The sequence below is a fragment of the Kribbella sp. NPDC031520 genome (genome assembly GCF_055580825.1).
In genome coordinates, this window is the sequence record NZ_JBVIKS010000004.1 from 525,280 (window position 1) to 542,055 (window position 16,776).

The window sequence follows — 16,776 nt, forward strand, 5'->3', positions numbered from 1 at the left end:
GCCGGGCCAGCGGGGGAAACTGCTGGCATACTTCCCAAGATGCATCGCCAACCGCCGGTGCAAGGGGGGATCGCGCGGCCGTGCCAACGCGCAGCCGGGCGGCACACGAGGAATTCGAGGGAGAACTTGTGGCGAGGCGCCTTTTCACGTCCGAGTCCGTGACCGAGGGTCACCCGGACAAGATCGCTGACCAGATCAGCGACTCCATCCTCGACGCGTTGCTGGCCGAGGACCCGAAGAGCCGGGTCGCGGTGGAGACCCTGATCACGACGGGTCTGGTGGTTGTCGCGGGTGAGGTCACCACGACGGCGTACGTCGACATCCCGGGGATCGTGCGCGCGCGCATCCTCGAGATCGGCTACGACTCGTCCCTGAAGGGCTTCGACGGCGCGTCCTGTGGGGTGCAGGTCGCGATCGGGAGCCAGTCGCCGGACATCGCGCAGGGCGTCGACACGGCGTACGAGACGCGCTCCGACGCGTCCAAGGACGAACTGGACCTGCAGGGGGCGGGCGACCAGGGCCTGATGTTCGGCTACGCGTCCAACGAGACGCCGGAGCTGATGCCGCTGCCGATCACGATCGCGCACCGGCTGTCCGAGCGGCTCGCCGAGGTACGCAAGAACGGCACTCTGGCCTACCTGCGGCCGGACGGCAAGACCCAGGTCACCATCGAGTACGACGGTGACAAGGCGGTCCGCGTGGACACCGTGGTGGTGTCCAGCCAGCACGCGGCCGACATCAACCTCGACACGATGCTGACGCCGGACATCAAGAAGCACGTCGTCGACCCGGTGCTCGAGCAGTTCGACATCGACTCGGACGACTACAAGCTGCTGGTGAACCCGACCGGCCGGTTCGAGATCGGCGGCCCGATGGGCGATGCCGGGCTGACCGGGCGGAAGATCATCATCGACACCTACGGCGGGATGGCGCGGCACGGCGGTGGCGCGTTCTCCGGCAAGGACCCGTCGAAGGTCGACCGTTCGGCGGCGTACGCGATGCGCTGGGTGGCGAAGAACATCGTCGCGGCCGGGCTCGCGGACCGGGTCGAGTGCCAGGTCGCGTACGCGATCGGCAAGGCCGCGCCGGTCGGCTTCTACGTCGACACGTTCGGCACCGAGAAGGTCGACGTCACCAAGATCGCCGCCGCGGTCCGCGAGGTCTTCGACCTGCGGCCGGCCGCGATCATCCGGGACCTCGAGCTGCTCCGGCCGATCTACGCCCAGACCGCGCGGAACGGCCACTTCGGCCGTACCGGCGAGGACTTCACCTGGGAGCGCACGGACCGGGTCGAGGCCCTGAAGGCTGCGGTCAACAAGTAACGGCGTGTGGCCCGGCTGTCTGTCATGGCAGCCGGGCCTTCGCACGTCCAGCGCCGGTTGTCCACAGCCGTGGTGTCGGCCTCCGACGGAGTGTCGCCGTGGCCGACTACAGTTTCCCGGTGACATCGAACGGAGACTCGCCCGAGCAGCTGACGCTGCTGCGCGACACCGTTCGGAAGTCGCGTACCAAGGAGCCGGCCGAGATCACCACGACGTTGCCGGTGGCACGGATCGCGGTCGATGTCTCGCTTCCGCATCTGGACCGGCCGTTCGACTATCTGGTGCCCGGCGACATGGCGGAGGCCGCCCAGCCGGGGGCGCGGGTCAAGGTGCGGTTCGCCGGCAAGGACCTGGACGGGTTCGTGCTGGACCGGCTCGACGAGTCCGACCACGACGGCAAGCTGGTCCGGCTGCGCAAGGTCGTCTCTCCCGAGCGGGTGCTGACGCCGGAGATCGCGGACCTCTGCCGGGCGGTCGCCGATCGGTACGCCGGGGTGCTTGCCGACGTCACGCGCCTGGCGGTTCCGCCCCGGCACGCGAAGGTGGAAGGGGAGCCGCTGCGGTGCGATCTGCCTTTGCTGCCGCCGGTGTCGACGTCCCGTTCGGAGTGGTCGCCGTACCCTGCGGGTTTTCTCGACGCGGTCGCGCGGGGCGAGGCGCCGCGGGCGGTGTGGACCGCCGTACCGGGTGCTGACTGGCCGCTGGCCTTCGCGCAGGCTGCTGCGGTGTGTGCGGCTTCTGGTCGTGGGGCGTTGCTGCTGGCGCCGGACGCGCGGGACCTCGAGCGGCTGGCGGCGGCGTGTACTGCGGTGCTCGGGGAGTCGGGGTTCGTCACGTTGTCGGCGGATCTGGGGCCGACGGCCCGCTATCGCGCGTTCCTGGCCGCGTTGCACGGTCGGGCGCGGGTGGTGATCGGGACGCGGGCGGCGGCGTTCGCGCCGGTGGCGGATCTCGGGCTGGTGGCGATCTGGGACGACGGCGACGAGTCGTACGCCGAACCACGCGCGCCGTACCCGCATGCCCGGGAAGTCCTGCTGCTGCGGGCGTTCCGGCAGCAGTGTGCCGCGCTTCTCGGTGGGTTCGCGCGGTCCGCGGAGGCGGCGGCGTTGCTGGAGTCCGGGTTCGCGCACGAGCTGATCGCGGACCGGAAGGCGATCCGCGCGGCGGCGCCGGCGGTGCACATCGCGGGGGAGTCGGACATCGACCTGGCCCGGGACCCGTCGGCGCGGGCGGCGCGGTTGCCGCACCGGGCGTTCGAGATCGCCCGCGAGGGGCTGCGGTCCGGGCCGGTGCTCGTCCAGGTCCCGCGCGCCGGGTACCTGCCGAGCCTCGTGTGCCAGACGTGCCGGGCGCCGTCGCGGTGCTCGACGTGTGGCGGGACCTTGCGCCGTACGGGGGGATCCGGGCCGGCCAGCTGCAGCGTGTGCGGCCGTCCGGCGGCGGATCACCGGTGCCCGGAGTGCGGCGACACCCGGATGCGCGCGGCGATCGTCGGTGCCCGGCGTACGGCGGAAGAGCTCGGTCGAGCCTTCCCCGGCGTCGTCGTCCGTACGTCGGGCGGCGACAACGTGCTCGACTCGGTCTCGGACGCGCCCGCGCTGATCGTCACCACTCCCGGAGCCGAGCCTGTCGCCGAGGGGGGGTACGCCGCGGCCCTCCTGCTAGACACCTGGCTGATGCTCTCCCGCCCCGACCTGCGAGCCGCCGAGGAAGCCGTCCGGCGCTGGTTCAACGCGGCAGCTCTGGTCCGCCCAGGCGCTCCTGTCATCCTCGTCGGTGACCCGTCCGCGCTACCCCTGCAGGCGATCGTCCGCTGGAGTCCCGAGGGGTACGCGCTTCGAGAGATCGAGGAACGCCGTACCGCCCGGCTCGCGCCGGCCGCCAAGCTCGCGGAGTTGACCGGGCCACCGGAATCCGTGAACGACCTGATCGCCCGCCTCCGCGACCTGATCCCGCCCTCGGCCGGTCTGGAGGTCCTGGGCCCGGTCGACGTCGACGACGAAACGGCGCGCGCCGTGATCCGCACCCCGCGCGCCCACGGTGCCACGCTCGTCCGTTGTCTCAAGGAAGCCCAGTCGGCCCGCGCCACCAAGAAGACCCCCGGCACAGTCCGCCTCCAGGTAGACCCACCCAACTTCGGCTAGGCGGATCGACTCGCGTGGTACGCCGCCAGCACCGGCGGAAGGCCATCGGTCATCATCTTGCGCCGTACGTTTGCCAGCAGCTTGGACATCACCAGGCCACCTGCCCCCGTGAAGCCGGTGTGCTCCCAGGTGAACCGGGTGCCACTGGCGGTCTCCTCGAGGAGGTACCGCACGTCAGTGACATCGTCGCTGTCCTTGTCCCCGCGCCAGGTGTAATGCAGCGACCGGGGCGCATCGACGGCGACGACCTCGCAGTACACAACCCCGGCCCAGCCGAAGGTCGGCTTGCCGACGAAGCGGAACTTGGTCCCAGGAGTGGCTTCGAACTCCTCGGGGCGGCCGCCCTGCCCGGTCGTGGTCCACTGCGCAACGCACTCGGGATCGGTCAGCACAGTCCAGACCTCCCCGATCGGGTACGGATACTCGCGTACAACGGTGTACTGGCTCATTTCTCCTCCTCAACCGGCGGGCCGGGGATCAGCCTACCTAACGTTAGGTAGATTAGCCTACCGTGCGTTAGGCTGGCGTTCATGGACGATCTGACCACGCCTCGCCGATCCGGCCCGAGTACGCGCATGGCCATCCAGCAGGTCGCGCTGGAGCTGTTCACCCGGCAGGGGTACGAGGCGACCTCGCTGCGGGAGATCGCCGACGAACTGGGCATTCAGAAGCCGTCGCTCTACTACCACTTCAAAGGCAAGGAGGACATTCTCCGTTCGCTGTTCGCTGCGCGTGGCGACGAAGCCGAGCAACTCCTGGACTGGGTCAAGCATCAGCCGCGGACTCCCGAACTGGTCAAGGCCACCGTGCTGCGCTGGGTCGAATCGTTCTCCGCGGACAAGCTCCGTGGCATCCGCTTCCTGGCGGCCAATCCGCTCCTTGCTCGTACGTCCGACGATCGGATCGGCTCGGCCCTGGCCCAGCTCGTGGACGTCCTGGCCGACCTGTTGCCCGAGCAAGGTCCGGAGCAGATTCTGCGCTTGCGGATGGCACTGCTGAGCATCAACGCGGCCGTCGACGCCGCCACGCTGACCGCGTTCGCCGACGCGGAGATCCTCGCCGCCGCTCGTGCTAACGCAGTCGCCGCGGTGGATGCGCTGCTCGCGTCAGGCTGACGCTGCGAGCGTGGTTGAGGCGGTGAGCAGTTGGTTGCCGAGGGACGTGCGGTGGTAGAGGACCGTACGGCCGTCGCGGCGAGAGGCGACGACACCGGCGTTGCGGAGGATGCCGAGGTGGACGCTGAGGGTGGGAGCGGAGACGCCCAACTGGTGGGCCAGATGGGTCGTGGACATCGGGAGGTCCAGGTGGCTGACGATGGCGGCTCTCGTACGGCCGACCAGGTCGGCGAGGGGTGAGTCGGTGGCGTCCTGGCGGTCTTCCCACAGGCGGCCGAGGCCTCTGGGCGGGTAGGTGATGGTGGGGACGTGCGGTGCGGCGGTGACGGCCAGGCCCGCGGGCCAGGTGAAGACGCAGGGGACCAGGAGGACGCCTTGGCCGGCCATCGGTTCGCCGTCGCAGCAGTACGGGCGGTCGATCTCGATGCGGTCGCTGCGGTAGTGGATCGACGGGTGCAGGTTTCGGAACAGGCGTTCCAGGCCGCCGCTCGCCAGTTCGTCCAGGCGGAACGCGAGGTCTTCCTGGAGCAGGGCGCGCATCCGGCGCCAGTCCGGTTCGATGGCGCGGCGCCAGTACGAGTCGAGGGCTTGAGTGATGCGTTCCAGGGCGGCTGCTGGGTGGGCGATCAGGTCTGGCAGCAGCGGATGTGGGGTGTCGGCGTGCAGTTTGCCGAGTTCGCTCACCACGAGGTCGTGGGGTGTCGCGGCGATCGCGGCCAGGCCCGACTCGAAGCTCGTCGAACGGCGCGGCGGCGCCGGCGTGAGGAAGTCGGGGACGTAGCCGTCCGGCGGGATAATTGCCTTGAGCAACGTCAGGTCGTCGCCCTCGACGGTCGGCCGGATCTTCTGCAGCCATGGGCCGTGCACGCTGCGCGCAGTGTTGTTGCTCAGCGCCCGGACACTCGTCATGGCTTCCCACAGCGGCGACAGCGCGAACCGGATCCGCCCGACGTCCCCGGCGTTCAGCCTGATCGTGATCACCGAGACAGATTAGCCCTGGGACTAATCGTCGACAATGCGACGGTGACCCGGGAGAGTTGATCCCATGAGCGCAATCGCCGTCGGCAGCACTCGCAGCCCAGCCCTCCCGCGCGCGTTCTGGGCGCTGTGGGTGTGCCAGCTGGTCAACCGGCTCGGCAGCTTCGTCCAACCGTTCCTCGTCCTCTACCTCACCCATGATCGCCACCTCTCGGCCGGTACGGCGGGAGCAGTCGCGGCGGCCGTCGGCGCCGGGACTGTCACGGCGCAGCTCGTCGGCGGGTTCCTGGCCGACCGCGTCGGCCGCCGCCTGACCATGCTGATCTGCTTCTTCGGTACGGCGGCCGCCCTGATCCTGCTCGGATCCGCCCGGGAGATGGCGCTGATCTGGGTCTGCGCGTTCCTCGTCGGCCTGCTCGGTGACCTGTTCCGCCCGGCGGTGCAGGCGACGGTCGCCGATCTGCTCGACCCGACCGAGCGCGTCCGTGCGTACGGCCTGCTGTTCTGGGCGATCAACCTCGGCTTCTCGGTCTCGACCGTCAGCGCGGGTTTCCTCGCCTCCTTGGGTTACGGCGTGCTGTTCTGGGTGAACGCCGCCACGTCGGTGATCGCCGGCCTGGTCATCTGGACGATGGTGCCGGAGAGCCGCCCGGCTCCGGAGCAGAACGAGGTACGCCGGTCGCTGCTGCCGGTGGTGATCCGCGACCACGTGTTCCTGCTGATGATCCTGATCCAGATCGGCTACGCGACGATCTACATGCAGGGCTACTCGACCCTCCCGCTGGCGATGTCGGACGACGGCCTGTCCTCGCGGACGTACGGGCTGGTGATCGCGCTGAACGGCGTCGTGATCGTGCTGATCCAGCCGTTCCTCGGCAAGTGGATGGTCACGCTGGACCGGCCGAAGCTGCTCGCGGCCTCGATGCTCGTGGTGGGGCTCGGCTTCGGCGTCGGCGCGGTCGTGCACAGCTGGTGGGGCTACGGACTCTCGGTGGTGGTGTGGACGATCGGCGAGATCGGGTTCGCCGCGGTGATCGGCGCGGTGTTCGCCGATCTCGCTCCGGTCGACCTCCGCGGCCGCTACATGGGCCTGTCCGGGATGGCGTTCGGCGTCGGTACGGTACTCGGCCCACTGGCCGGCACGAACGCACTCGAGCACCTCGGCCCGACGATCACCTGGCTCGGCTGCGCCGTCCTCGGTGTGGCGATCTTCATCGGCCAGTATTCGCTGGCACCTGCTCTGCACGCCCGAGCCGAAGCAAACATGGCAAACGCGGCGAGCGCATGAGGTGTGCGGTCCCGACCGTCACCACGATGGCCGCGACCGCCACCCATACCGCACGGTCGATCGCGACCGGGTGCCGCAGGAACACCGACCCGAACGCCGCGACCCCGAGCGTCCCGCCGAACTGCTGCACCGCGTTGAGCAGTCCCGCCGCGGACCCGGTCTGGTGCGGCTCCACTCGGTGCAGCGCCTCGCTGAAGAACGAGGTTGTAAACAATCCGACACCGATCCCACCGAGCGCCAACGCCGGCAACAGCACGTACGGCGACATCGCCAGCCCCACCAGCAGGACGCCGAGACCGACGTACATCAGGCGGGAACCGAGTCGCGCGACCAGCCACTGACCGGCGGCGAGGGAGGCGATCCCGGATGCGGCGGACCACGGAAGCAGGACGAGGCTGGAGCGCATCACGCCGTGGTGCAGCGTCAGTTGCTGGTGCAGTACGACGACCAGCGTCACGCCGCTCATCACCGCGAAGAACAGCGTCGAGGTGAGCAGCGCAGGTGCGAATCCGCGGTGCGCGAACAAACTCAACTCGATCAGCCGCCCATCGGGCCGACGGCGTTGCTGCAGCACACAGGTGCCGAGCAGTACGACGCCGGCCGCGAGCAGGAACCAGTCCCGGGACTGGAGGATCGGGTAGACGACCAGCGCCGTACCGGCGGTCAGCAGCGCCGTCCCGAGTCCGTCGATCCGTGGCGGTTGCGGAGCGGCCGACTCGGGGAGCAGGTGTGACAGGGCGAGTACGGCGAGGCCGAGCGGCACGTTGACGAGGAAGACGGCGCGCCACGAGGTGGCCTCGGTGATGACGCCGCCGAGCAGCGGACCGGAGATGCCGGCCAGTCCCATCACCGGACCGATCGTGCCGAGCGCCTTGGACAGCGAGCTGCCCGTGAAGCTGGTCTTGATCAGGCCGATCGTCTGCGGAATCACCAATGCCGCGGCCGCGCCCTGGACCGCGCGGAAACCGATCAGCAGCGACGACGTGGACGCGAGTGCGCAGGCCGTTGACGTGAGGAGGAAGACGGCGACGCCGATCCGGAAGCAGCGCCGACGGCCGAAGCGGTCGCCGAGCCGGCCACCGGTGATCAGCAACGCCGCGAACGGCAGTGTGTACGCCGCGCTGAACCACTGGAGGTCCGCGGTCCGGCCGCCGAGCTCCGTGTGGATCACCGGCGCCGCGACCTGGACGATCGTCGCGTCGAGCAGGTTCATCGCCTCGGCCACCAGCAGGGCGACCAGGCCGATCCATCGTGTGTTCTTCATGCCGCCACGATGAGATCTGCGGGTTGGACATTCCAGAAAGTATGAAGTTTCTGCAGGAATCTTCCATCGGCGCGCCGGGTAAGCGATGATCTTCACTATGCTTGATGGGATCGACCGGGCCCTGATTCATGCCTTGCAGCTCGACGGCAGAGCGCCGTACAGCCGGATCGGGGAGGTGCTCGGCGTCTCGACGCAGACCGTCGCGCGCCGCTTCAACCGGCTGCGCGCGGAGGCCGGGTTGCGGGTGGTCGGCCTCCCCGATCCACAGGTCGCCGGTCGCTCGCAATGGCTCCTCAGGCTCACCGCGACACCACAGGTGGCTCAAGACCTCGCGGGCGCGCTGTCGCGCCGACCGGACACCAGTTGGGTCAAGCTCGCGTCCGGTGGCACCGAGATCGTCGCCACTGTGCACGGCACTCCGTCGGACGGGAACGCGCTGCTCCTGAACGACATCCCGCGGACGAGCGGCATCACCTCGGTGTCGGCGCACCTCCTCCTGCACCTGTACGTCGGCGGTCCGGCGGCGTGGCGTGGCCGGGCCAAGAGCCTGACCGCCGCTCAGCAGGCCGCGCTCGCGCCGGCCGCCGCGCACTCGGAGCAGCCTGCCAGGTTGACCCCGAACGACGGGAAGCTGCTGACGGCCCTCGGCGAGGACGGACGCGCCACGCATGCCGACCTCGCCGTACGTACGGGGTGGTCGGCGGCGACCGTTGCGCGGCGGCTCGACGACCTGCTGCACAGTGGCGCGATCTTTCTCGACGTCGCCGTGGATCCGAGTGCGCTCGGGTTCACCACCAGCGCGATGTTGTGGCTGTCCGTACCGCCGGCGCATGTCGACGCCGTGGGGCGGGCGCTGGCCGACCACGACGAACTGGCTTTCGTCGCGGCGACCACCGGCCGGACCAACCTGGTCACGCAGGCAATCGCCGCCGGCCCGGAGGCGCTGCACCGCTACCTCACCGAACGCGTCGGCGCGATCGAGCACATCACCGGGATCGAGACCGTGCCGATCCTCCGGACCGTGAAAGCGGCCGCACCGTTCGCGCCCGGTCTCGTAGGGTGGCGGGTATGAGTGAGCGGACGGTCGACGTGGTCGTGTTCGACATCGGTGGGGTGCTGCTGGACTGGAGTCCGACGTACCTGTACGCCGAGCTGATCCCGGACGAGGAGGAACGGACTCACTTCCTGACCAAGGTCGCAACGCCGGCCTGGAATCACACGCTGGACGAGGGGCGTCCGTGGGCCGAGGCGGTCGCGGAGCTGACCAGCCTGCATCCGGAGCACGCCGAGTGGATCGAGGCGTACGACACCGGTTGGCTGAAGATGGTGAAGGGCGTGTTCGAGGACACCGCTCTTGTACTCACGGAGCTCCAGGAAGCCGGCGTGCCGACGTACGCGTTGACGAACTTCTCCGCCGAGAAGTGGGAGGTGGCGAAGGATGCGTTCGGAGTTCTCACACACTTCGACGGCGAGATCGTGTCCGGCGTCGAGCAGACCGCCAAGCCGGACGAGAAGATCTACCGGATCCTGATCGAGCGCTTCGGGCTGGACCCTGCGCGGACGTTCTACACCGACGACATGGCGTACAACGTCGACGGCGCCCGAGCGGTCGGCCTGGACGCCGAGGTCTTCACCGATGCGGCGACCCTCCGCGCCCAGCTGCGAACCCGTGGGCTGGCAGTCTAGGCCCGGTGACCCGTACTCCTACCGATCTTCGGTCGCGAGCTGTGCGTCCGGAGTGCGCGCATCACGGAGCTCGGGACCTGCTGGTACCACCCGCCGGCCGCGGATGCGCCGGAGATCAGCGGTGAGTTCGACCTCACGGACGTGTTCACAGCGATCCGGAAGCGGCCGCCGGAGCTGGCCTGGAACGGCTCCTCCGACGAGGAGCGGGAGTTGATCTCCGAGTTCCTGCAGCTGATGAACCCCGACGCGGGCCGGACGACGCAGTTCGTGAAGCTCGACCTCACGTACCCGGAGTACCCGGAACAACTTGCGATCACCAAGGGAACGCTGGGTTGGCAGTACCTCTTCACCGACCTCTCCCTGGACCACGAGGAAGGACAGCCGCTACAAGCCGGTGCGGCGCTCCACCGGCGCCGGTCCGCGGGTGCGGATCACCGGCGTGATCGGCCTCGGCCGGCTGAAGATCCGGCACAGTCGCCGCTAGACAGCCGCTGAGATCGTCTCCGTGTACGTCGGAGTGGTCGCGAGGTGCGCCGCCTCGACGTAGATCGTGTTGTTCTGGCAGGTCATCGGGGTGAGCGCGACGCCGGGCTTCCCGCCGTACATGGTCTGCGGCTTCGCGACGCCGGGGCGCCAGCGGTTGATCTGGTACGTTTCCTCGCCGGTTGGGCTGACCGTACGCGTCTCCCAGAGGATCCAGTTGCCGCAGGCAAGGATCGTGTCGGTGACGACGGTGCCGAGCGGACGGGCGGGGGAGTCGCCGGACTCGCGGACGTACGCCTTGCTCTGGTACTGGTCCGGGTCGTTGGCGCCGACCTCGGACCAGACCGTCGCGCCGTGCAGGGTCGCGCCGCTCCACTGGATGCAGTTCGTTGCCGCCGGCACCGGTTGGATCGCGCCTCCGGACAGTGGTGCGGTCAGGACGCGCTTGCAGCGGCGGGCCGTATCCGGCGCGATGATCTCGCTGAACGTCACGGTGTCGGCGGACACCACTGGGTCGGCAACGTACCCGGGAGCTGTGACGCAGGTGATGCTGCGGGACTTCAGGGTCGCGAGGTCGGCAACGATCAGGCAGGAGCGGTTCTTGGCGTCGGTGGAGCTGTAGGCGAACGTGCCGTCATACGCGCCGATCTCCGGCTCGGACACCGGCGGGATCGCCGGCGTCGTCGCCTTGCCGGTGGTGAGGTCGTAGCGGATCACCTTGATCTGCGGGTCGGGGCCGTCTGAGCGGATGTCCTCGAGCAGCGCGTAGTGGTCGTCGATCACGACGGGGGACTGGGCGACGAAGCCGGTCGCGGGGACGTGCCGGACCACGACCTTCTGGGTGGCGCGGTCGGTGACGGTCGTCGTACCGGCCTCGTCGCTGCCGCGGGTGACGACGTACTTGCTCTGCTGGGTGACGAGGTGCTGGCCGTCGACCGGTTGCCGTAGGACGTTCGCCCAGGTGGGCAAGGCCGTACTGACGTCCGCCGGGGTCGGTGTTTCGGCTGGGGGCGGCGTAGTTGCAGGCGTGGTTTGCGGTGTGGTTTCCGGCTTGGTGCCGGAACAGCCCGCGAGCAGGAGGATAAGGGTGCCTACGGCAACGGTACGGCGACGCATCTACAGGCCGATGTTCTGGAAGGAGTTGGCCAGGGTGGCGTTGAACAGTGCGCTCGCGGGGATGTTCCGCGGGCCGTCGGTGACGTTGCCGCGGCTGTTGAAGCGGCGCTCGTTGAACACCTCGAAGATCGCGATCGTGCCGTTCTTCTTGTCGTAGCCGCGGCCGACCTGGTAGTGGCCGCTGTGGTTGAACGCGAGGTACGGGAAGTACCGCTTGAGCAGCTGGACGTGCTCGATCACCGGGGCCTTGTAGACGCCGAGGTGCTTCTGGTGCACGGCGAAGAAGGTCTGCGCGTTCCAGCTCGAGACGTTCTGCACGACGTACGTGCCGGCGGACTTGGGCCAGGTGGTCTTCAGGTTGGTCTGTTGCACCATCGCGGAGATCGCCGTACCGCCGGTGGTCGAGCCGAGGTCTTTCGCCCAGGACGCCTGGGTGTCCTTCTGGTTGTCGTCCGCCCAGTCGATCGACTGGAACGTCGCGGGGCCGCACCAGTACCCCTTCTCCTGCGAGGTCTGGTACCCCTTCATGATGTACGCCGAAGCCGGCGTCACCACCGGCGCCGCCGGAGTCGTCGGCACCGGCGTAGACGGCCCGGTCGTCGGACCAGTCCCCGTAGGAACCACCGTCGGAGTAGCAGTAGGCGTGGCGGTGGCGGTAGGTGTGGCGGTCGGCGTGCTTGTTGGCGTGAGGGTCGGTGCCGGAGTCGGGACAGCCGCCTGGGGTGTGTTCCCCTCGCCCGACGCCAGTTCGCGGAGTTCGCGGGCCTTTTCGCGGCCGTTCCAGGCGGACTGCATCTCGCTGAGTTCGGCGGTGACGCGTTGGCTCTTCGGGAGGGCGGCGCGCTGGGCGACGAACGCGGCGGGGGTCAGGTCACCCGTCGGGATGTCCTGCTCGGCGCCGGCCTCGTCCGCGGCGCGCAGGCGCGGCTGCTCCATCAGCGCATGCCGCTGGGCACCCGTCGGCACCTGATCCACGAACCCGAGCCCGAGGCAGTAGTTCTCGGTCTCGAGCTTGAAACACCGGAGCATCGACGCGGCCTGCGCAGACGTGTCCGCAGACCGCAGCTGCACGTCCCCCGGCGACGTCTCCGTCACCTCCTTCACCACCTCACTCCACGACCGCGCCGCAGGCGGCTCGTCCGAACCGGTCGCCTGCGCCCCGCCGGGACTGGTGGGGTCCGCGGTGGGCTCCCCGGTTGCGATACCGGTGGGCTCCGCAGACGGCTGGGTGACGGGTTCCGGGTCGTGGGGTTGGTAGGCCTGGGCGGTGAGGGGTGCCTGGGTGAGCAGTGCACCCAGGAGGACCAGAGTTGCCCCCCGTGCTGCTGTGAGCATTGGGTCTCCCGAGCGGCGTGTGACGGCAGTGACTGTAGGTACGCCTGAGACCACAGTACGTGCTTATGGCAACGAACGGGAGGGGGCCTCGCACCGGAATCCACCGCACCGGCCATCTCACCGGCCATCTCACCGGCCAACTAAACTGTTCCGGTCCAGGTCCGTGAAGCGCTGTGGAGAGTCTGTGTCGGTCCAACCCATCCGCCTGTTCGGCGACCCCGTGCTGATCACCAAGGCCGACCCGGTCGTCGACTTCGACGCCGAGCTGCGCCGCCTGGTCGCGGACCTCACCGACACCATGCAGGACGCGCCCGGCTCCGGCCTGGCCGCGCCGCAGATCGGCGTCGGCCTGCGGGTGTTCACGTACCACATCGAGGGCGAGCTCGGACACCTGATCAACCCGGAGCTGACGCTGTCGCCGGAGGAGCAGTTCGGCCCCGAGGGCTGCCTGTCGATCCCCGGCCTGACGTTCGACTGCCGCCGCGCCGAGTCGGTGATCGCCAAGGGCTTCAACATGTACGGCGACCCGGTGGTGATCGAGGGCTCCGACCTGCTGGCGCGCTGCATCCAGCACGAGACCGACCACCTCGACGGCATCCTGTTCGTCGACCGGCTCGACCGGGAGACCCGCAAAGCCGCGATGAAGGCGATCCGCGAAGCCGAATGGTCCGGCCTGGCCGGCCCACCTCAGATCAAGGTCTCGCCCCACCCCACGAACGGATTCGGTCTGTGAGAGTCGTCTTCGCCGGTACGCCGGAACCTGCTGTCACCGCGCTCGAGGCGATCGTTGCCAGCCGCCACGAACTGGTCGGCGTCGTGACCCGGCCGGACGCGCCCGCGGGGCGGGGGCGGAAGCTGGTTGCGTCGCCGGTCGCGCAATACGCCGAGGAGCTCGGTGGGATCGAGATCCTGAAGCCGGTGAAGCCGAGCGATCCGGAGTTCCTGGCGCGGCTGCGGGAGATCGCGCCGGACTGCTGCCCGGTCGTGGCGTACGGCGGCCTGCTGCCGCAGGCGGCGCTGGACATCCCGGAGCACGGCTGGGTCAACCTGCACTTCTCGGTGCTGCCCGCCTGGCGGGGCGCGGCGCCGGTACAGCACTCGATCATCTCCGGTGACGACGTGACCGGTGCGAGTACGTTCCGGATCGTGAAGGCGCTCGACGCCGGCCCGGTGTACGGCGTACTCACCGAGCCGATCGGACCTGAGGACACGTCCGGCGACCTGCTGCACCGACTGGCGGTGTCGGGTTCGAAGCTGCTCGTTGACACGCTCGACGGGATCGAGGCGGGGGTGCTCGAGGCGCGTGAGCAGCCTACCGACGGGGTGACGCTGGCACCGAAGATCACCGTCGAGGACGCCGAGCTGGATCTGGCGGCGCCGGCGCAGCGGGTCGACCGGCTGGTACGCGGGTGCAACCCGGCGCCGGGGGCGTGGACGACGTTCCGGGGCGAGCGGCTGAAGGTGCTCGCCGTACGGCTGACCGCCGACGAACTCAAGCCCGGCGAACTGCAGGCGACCAAGTCCACCGTGAAGGTCGGCACCGGCAGCAAGGCGGTCGAGCTGGTGACGGTGCAGCCGCAGGGCAAGAAGCCGATGGCGGCGGCGGACTGGGCGCGCGGTGTGCGGTTGACCGACGAGGATGTCCTGGGGCTTTCGGCGTGAGTGATCGTTCGCCGCGTAATCGTGGGCCGCAGCGCGGGGCGGACCGGGTACGGCAGGTCGCGTACCGGGTAATCCGCCAGGTCACCGCGGAAGGCGGCTACGCGAACCTCGCACTGAACAAGGCACTCCGCGACTCGCGGCTGTCCGGGCGCGACGCCGCGTTCTGCACGGAGCTGGTCCACGGGACACTGCGCTGGCAGGGTACGTACGACGCCTGCCTCGCGCGCTGCGTCTCGCGCCCGCTCGGCGAGCTCGATCCCGAAGTCCTCGACATGCTCCGCCTCGGCTCCCACCAGCTACTGAACATGCGCGTGGACTCGTACGCTGCCGTGTCCGAGATGGTCACCCTCACCCGCTCCGAGCTGGGCCAGAAACGCACCGGCCTGGTCAACGCGGTACTCCGCAAGATCAGCCAGCGCACCCTCGCGCAATGGATCACCACCGTCGCCCCGAGCTGGCAGGACGACCCCCTGGGCCACCTGGCAATCGCCGAAGCCCACCCCCGCTGGGTGATCGAAGCCTTCGATCGTGCACTCGCCGATGGGCCGGGCGCCGCCCCGCCGGGTGAGGCCGCGAATGAGCTGGAGCGGTTGCTGGTTGCCGACAACGAGCCTCCTCGGGTGACGCTGGTGGCTCGACCCGGGTTGTCGGATGTGGACGAGTTGGTGGCGGCGGGGGCGGTTCCGGCGAGGTGGTCGCCGTACGGAGCTGTGCTCGAGGGTGGTGGAGATCCGGGGCGGATCGCGGCTGTTGCGGCCGGGCGGGCCGGGGTGCAGGACGAAGGGTCTCAGTTGGTGGCCCTTGCGTTGGCCTCGGCGAAGGTGGATGGCGACGACGCGAACTGGCTGGATCTGTGTGCGGGACCGGGCGGCAAGTCCGCGCTGCTCGCGTCGCTCGTCCAGGACGGCCGGCTGACTGCCGTGGAGCCGCTCAAGCACCGTGCCGAGCTCGTACGGCAGAACCTGCGGGCGATCCCGGGCGACCACAAGGTGCTCGTCGGGGACGGTACGAAGCCGACCTGGCCGGCGGGCTCGTTCGACCGGGTGCTGGCGGACGTCCCGTGCAGCGGTCTCGGTGCGCTCCGGCGTCGACCTGAGGCGCGCTGGCGTCGTACGCCGGAAGACGTGGAGGACCTCCGTCCGCTTCAGGAGGCCCTGCTCGACTCCGCGATCACCTCGGTCCGGCCGGGCGGTGTCGTCGCGTACGTGACCTGCTCCCCGCACCCGGACGAGACCCGCGCCGTCGTCGACGCCGTACTGGCACGACGCGACGACGCGACCCTCGAGGACGCCCGCGCGCTGTTCCCCGGCGTACCGGACCTCGGCGACGGGCCCGACGTACAGCTCTGGCCGCACCTCCATGGCACCGACGCGATGTACCTGGCGCTGATCCGGCGCGCTCCGCTCCGATGAGCCGGAATCATCACCTCGTCGGGCTGACGTCGGCGTTCGGGATCGGGATGCTGGTCGCGATCCAGTCCAGGATCAACGGCGAACTCGGCGGCCTGCTCGGCGACGGGATCCCCGCGGCGCTGATCTCGTTCGGTACCGGCCTGTTCGTGCTGCTCGTCATCACCGCCCTGGTGCCAGGCGTCCGGCGCGGACTGGCCAACGTCTGGCGCCAGATCCGCGTGCCGATGCGCGGGTACGGCGGCCTGCGCTGGTGGCAATGCCTCGGCGGAGTCGCCGGCGCGTTCCTCGTCGCGACGCAGTCGATCACGGTCTCGGTGATCGGCGTCGCGGTGTTCCTGGTTGCGGGCGTCGCGGGTCAGGCGATCAGCAGCCTGGTCGTCGACCGCCTCGGCTTCGGCCCGGCCGGTCCGCAGCCGCTCACCGCGGTCCGGATCGTCGGCGCCGCGATCGCGCTCGTCGCGGTCGGTCTCGCGGTGTCGGACCAGCTCGGTCACCCCGACGGCCTGCTGCTCGCGATCCTGCCCGCCGTCGCCGGGGTCGGCAGCGCCGTACAGCAGGCCATCAACGGCCGGGTCGCCCGGACAGCGTCGATCGATGCGTACGGCGCGGTCGCGGCCGGCGTGGTGAACTTCCTCGTCGGCTTCCTCGCGCTGCTGCTCGTCTTCGCCGTCGACCTGGCGTTCCGCGGCGCGCCGAAGCACCTGCCGAGCGAGCCCTGGCTGTACTTCGGTGGCACGTGCGGCGTGATCTTCATCAGTGCCGCAGCAGCCGTCGTCCGGGTGGTCGGCGTCTTCGTCCTGGGCCTCGGCACGATCGCCGGTCAGCTGATCGCGAGCCTGTTCATCGACATCTTCGTCCCGGTCGCCGACAAGCCGATCACGGCCCCCGTCGTCGCCGGCACGCTGCTCGCGCTCGCTGCAGTCGTCGTCGCGGCGGTGCCGAATCTGCGTCGCGGGTAGCGCGGATCCCCA

16 protein-coding genes are annotated in these 16,776 nt (G+C 69.6%); 11 read left to right on the forward strand and 5 right to left on the reverse strand.

Going from position 1 to position 16,776, the window contains the following annotated elements; genetic code table 11:
- Positions 1-128: 128 nt before the first annotated feature.
- Entirely contained in the window at positions 129-1,322 is a 1,194-nt protein-coding gene (metK, locus tag ACZ5BU_RS23270) for a methionine adenosyltransferase (protein WP_465702004.1), read from the forward strand.
- Between the two features lie 119 nt (positions 1,323-1,441).
- A complete protein-coding gene (locus ACZ5BU_RS23275; RefSeq protein ID WP_465702005.1) occupies positions 1,442-3,466 on the forward strand; it encodes a primosomal protein N' in 2,025 nt (674 codons plus the stop codon).
- Here the strand turns inward: ACZ5BU_RS23275 and ACZ5BU_RS23280 are convergent.
- Complete coding sequence (locus tag ACZ5BU_RS23280; RefSeq protein WP_465702006.1) at positions 3,463-3,915, reverse strand: SRPBCC family protein; 453 nt, start codon at positions 3,913-3,915, stop codon at positions 3,463-3,465. The two genes, ACZ5BU_RS23275 and ACZ5BU_RS23280, sit on opposite strands and share 4 nt — an antisense overlap.
- 81 nt (positions 3,916-3,996) lie before the next feature.
- Here ACZ5BU_RS23280 and ACZ5BU_RS23285 point away from each other — a divergent pair, with 81 nt between their 5' ends.
- Positions 3,997-4,581, forward strand: coding sequence for a TetR/AcrR family transcriptional regulator (locus ACZ5BU_RS23285; protein WP_465702008.1), 585 nt, complete (start codon positions 3,997-3,999; stop codon positions 4,579-4,581).
- On the opposite strand, the gene ACZ5BU_RS23290 is transcribed toward ACZ5BU_RS23285, so the two are convergent.
- Positions 4,573-5,562, reverse strand: a complete 990-nt coding sequence (locus ACZ5BU_RS23290; RefSeq protein ID WP_465702009.1) for an ArsR/SmtB family transcription factor — start codon at positions 5,560-5,562, stop codon at positions 4,573-4,575. The genes ACZ5BU_RS23285 and ACZ5BU_RS23290 overlap by 9 nt on opposite strands.
- Before the next feature lie 64 nt (positions 5,563-5,626).
- Between ACZ5BU_RS23290 and ACZ5BU_RS23295 the strand changes: the two genes are divergently transcribed.
- The gene (locus ACZ5BU_RS23295; RefSeq protein ID WP_465702011.1) at positions 5,627-6,847 is read left to right on the forward strand and encodes an MDR family MFS transporter; all 1,221 of its coding nucleotides are present in this window, start codon (positions 5,627-5,629) and stop codon (positions 6,845-6,847) included.
- Here ACZ5BU_RS23295 and ACZ5BU_RS23300 read toward each other — a convergent pair.
- Positions 6,771-8,111, reverse strand: a complete 1,341-nt coding sequence (locus ACZ5BU_RS23300) for an MFS transporter (RefSeq protein WP_465702013.1) — start codon at positions 8,109-8,111, stop codon at positions 6,771-6,773. The two genes, ACZ5BU_RS23295 and ACZ5BU_RS23300, sit on opposite strands and share 77 nt — an antisense overlap.
- A 97-nt stretch (positions 8,112-8,208) precedes the next feature.
- On the opposite strand from ACZ5BU_RS23300, the gene ACZ5BU_RS23305 reads away from it, so the two are divergent.
- The 3 genes from ACZ5BU_RS23305 to ACZ5BU_RS23315 all read left to right on the forward strand — a co-directional run bounded on the left by ACZ5BU_RS23305 (position 8,209) and on the right by ACZ5BU_RS23315 (position 10,292).
- Complete coding sequence (locus ACZ5BU_RS23305; RefSeq protein WP_465702015.1) at positions 8,209-9,183, forward strand: Lrp/AsnC family transcriptional regulator; 975 nt, start codon at positions 8,209-8,211, stop codon at positions 9,181-9,183.
- A complete protein-coding gene (locus ACZ5BU_RS23310; RefSeq protein ID WP_465702017.1) occupies positions 9,180-9,797 on the forward strand; it encodes an HAD family hydrolase in 618 nt (205 codons plus the stop codon). The genes ACZ5BU_RS23305 and ACZ5BU_RS23310 overlap by 4 nt, the downstream gene beginning before the upstream one ends.
- Before the next feature lie 141 nt (positions 9,798-9,938).
- Entirely contained in the window at positions 9,939-10,292 is a 354-nt protein-coding gene (locus tag ACZ5BU_RS23315) for a hypothetical protein (protein WP_465702019.1), read from the forward strand.
- Here ACZ5BU_RS23315 and ACZ5BU_RS23320 read toward each other — a convergent pair.
- Positions 10,278-11,396, reverse strand: a complete 1,119-nt coding sequence (locus tag ACZ5BU_RS23320) for a hypothetical protein (protein WP_465702021.1) — start codon at positions 11,394-11,396, stop codon at positions 10,278-10,280. The genes ACZ5BU_RS23315 and ACZ5BU_RS23320 overlap by 15 nt on opposite strands.
- Positions 11,397-12,731: a C39 family peptidase gene (locus ACZ5BU_RS23325; RefSeq protein ID WP_465702023.1), complete on the reverse strand. Its 1,335-nt coding sequence runs from the start codon at positions 12,729-12,731 to the stop codon at positions 11,397-11,399.
- Between the two features lie 184 nt (positions 12,732-12,915).
- Here ACZ5BU_RS23325 and def point away from each other — a divergent pair, with 184 nt between their 5' ends.
- Genes def through ACZ5BU_RS23345 form a run of 4 tightly spaced genes read left to right on the forward strand, consistent with a single transcriptional unit; the run spans position 12,916 to position 16,764 of the window.
- Positions 12,916-13,464, forward strand: a complete 549-nt coding sequence (def, locus tag ACZ5BU_RS23330; RefSeq protein ID WP_465702025.1) for a peptide deformylase — start codon at positions 12,916-12,918, stop codon at positions 13,462-13,464.
- Positions 13,461-14,393: a methionyl-tRNA formyltransferase gene (gene fmt, locus ACZ5BU_RS23335; RefSeq protein WP_465702027.1), complete on the forward strand. Its 933-nt coding sequence runs from the start codon at positions 13,461-13,463 to the stop codon at positions 14,391-14,393. Before def ends, fmt begins: the two co-directional genes overlap by 4 nt.
- The gene (locus ACZ5BU_RS23340) at positions 14,390-15,805 is read left to right on the forward strand and encodes an RsmB/NOP family class I SAM-dependent RNA methyltransferase (RefSeq protein WP_465702029.1); all 1,416 of its coding nucleotides are present in this window, start codon (positions 14,390-14,392) and stop codon (positions 15,803-15,805) included. Before fmt ends, ACZ5BU_RS23340 begins: the two co-directional genes overlap by 4 nt.
- The gene (locus ACZ5BU_RS23345; protein WP_465702031.1) at positions 15,802-16,764 is read left to right on the forward strand and encodes a DMT family transporter; all 963 of its coding nucleotides are present in this window, start codon (positions 15,802-15,804) and stop codon (positions 16,762-16,764) included. The genes ACZ5BU_RS23340 and ACZ5BU_RS23345 overlap by 4 nt, the downstream gene beginning before the upstream one ends.
- The last annotated feature ends 12 nt before the right edge of the window (positions 16,765-16,776 follow it).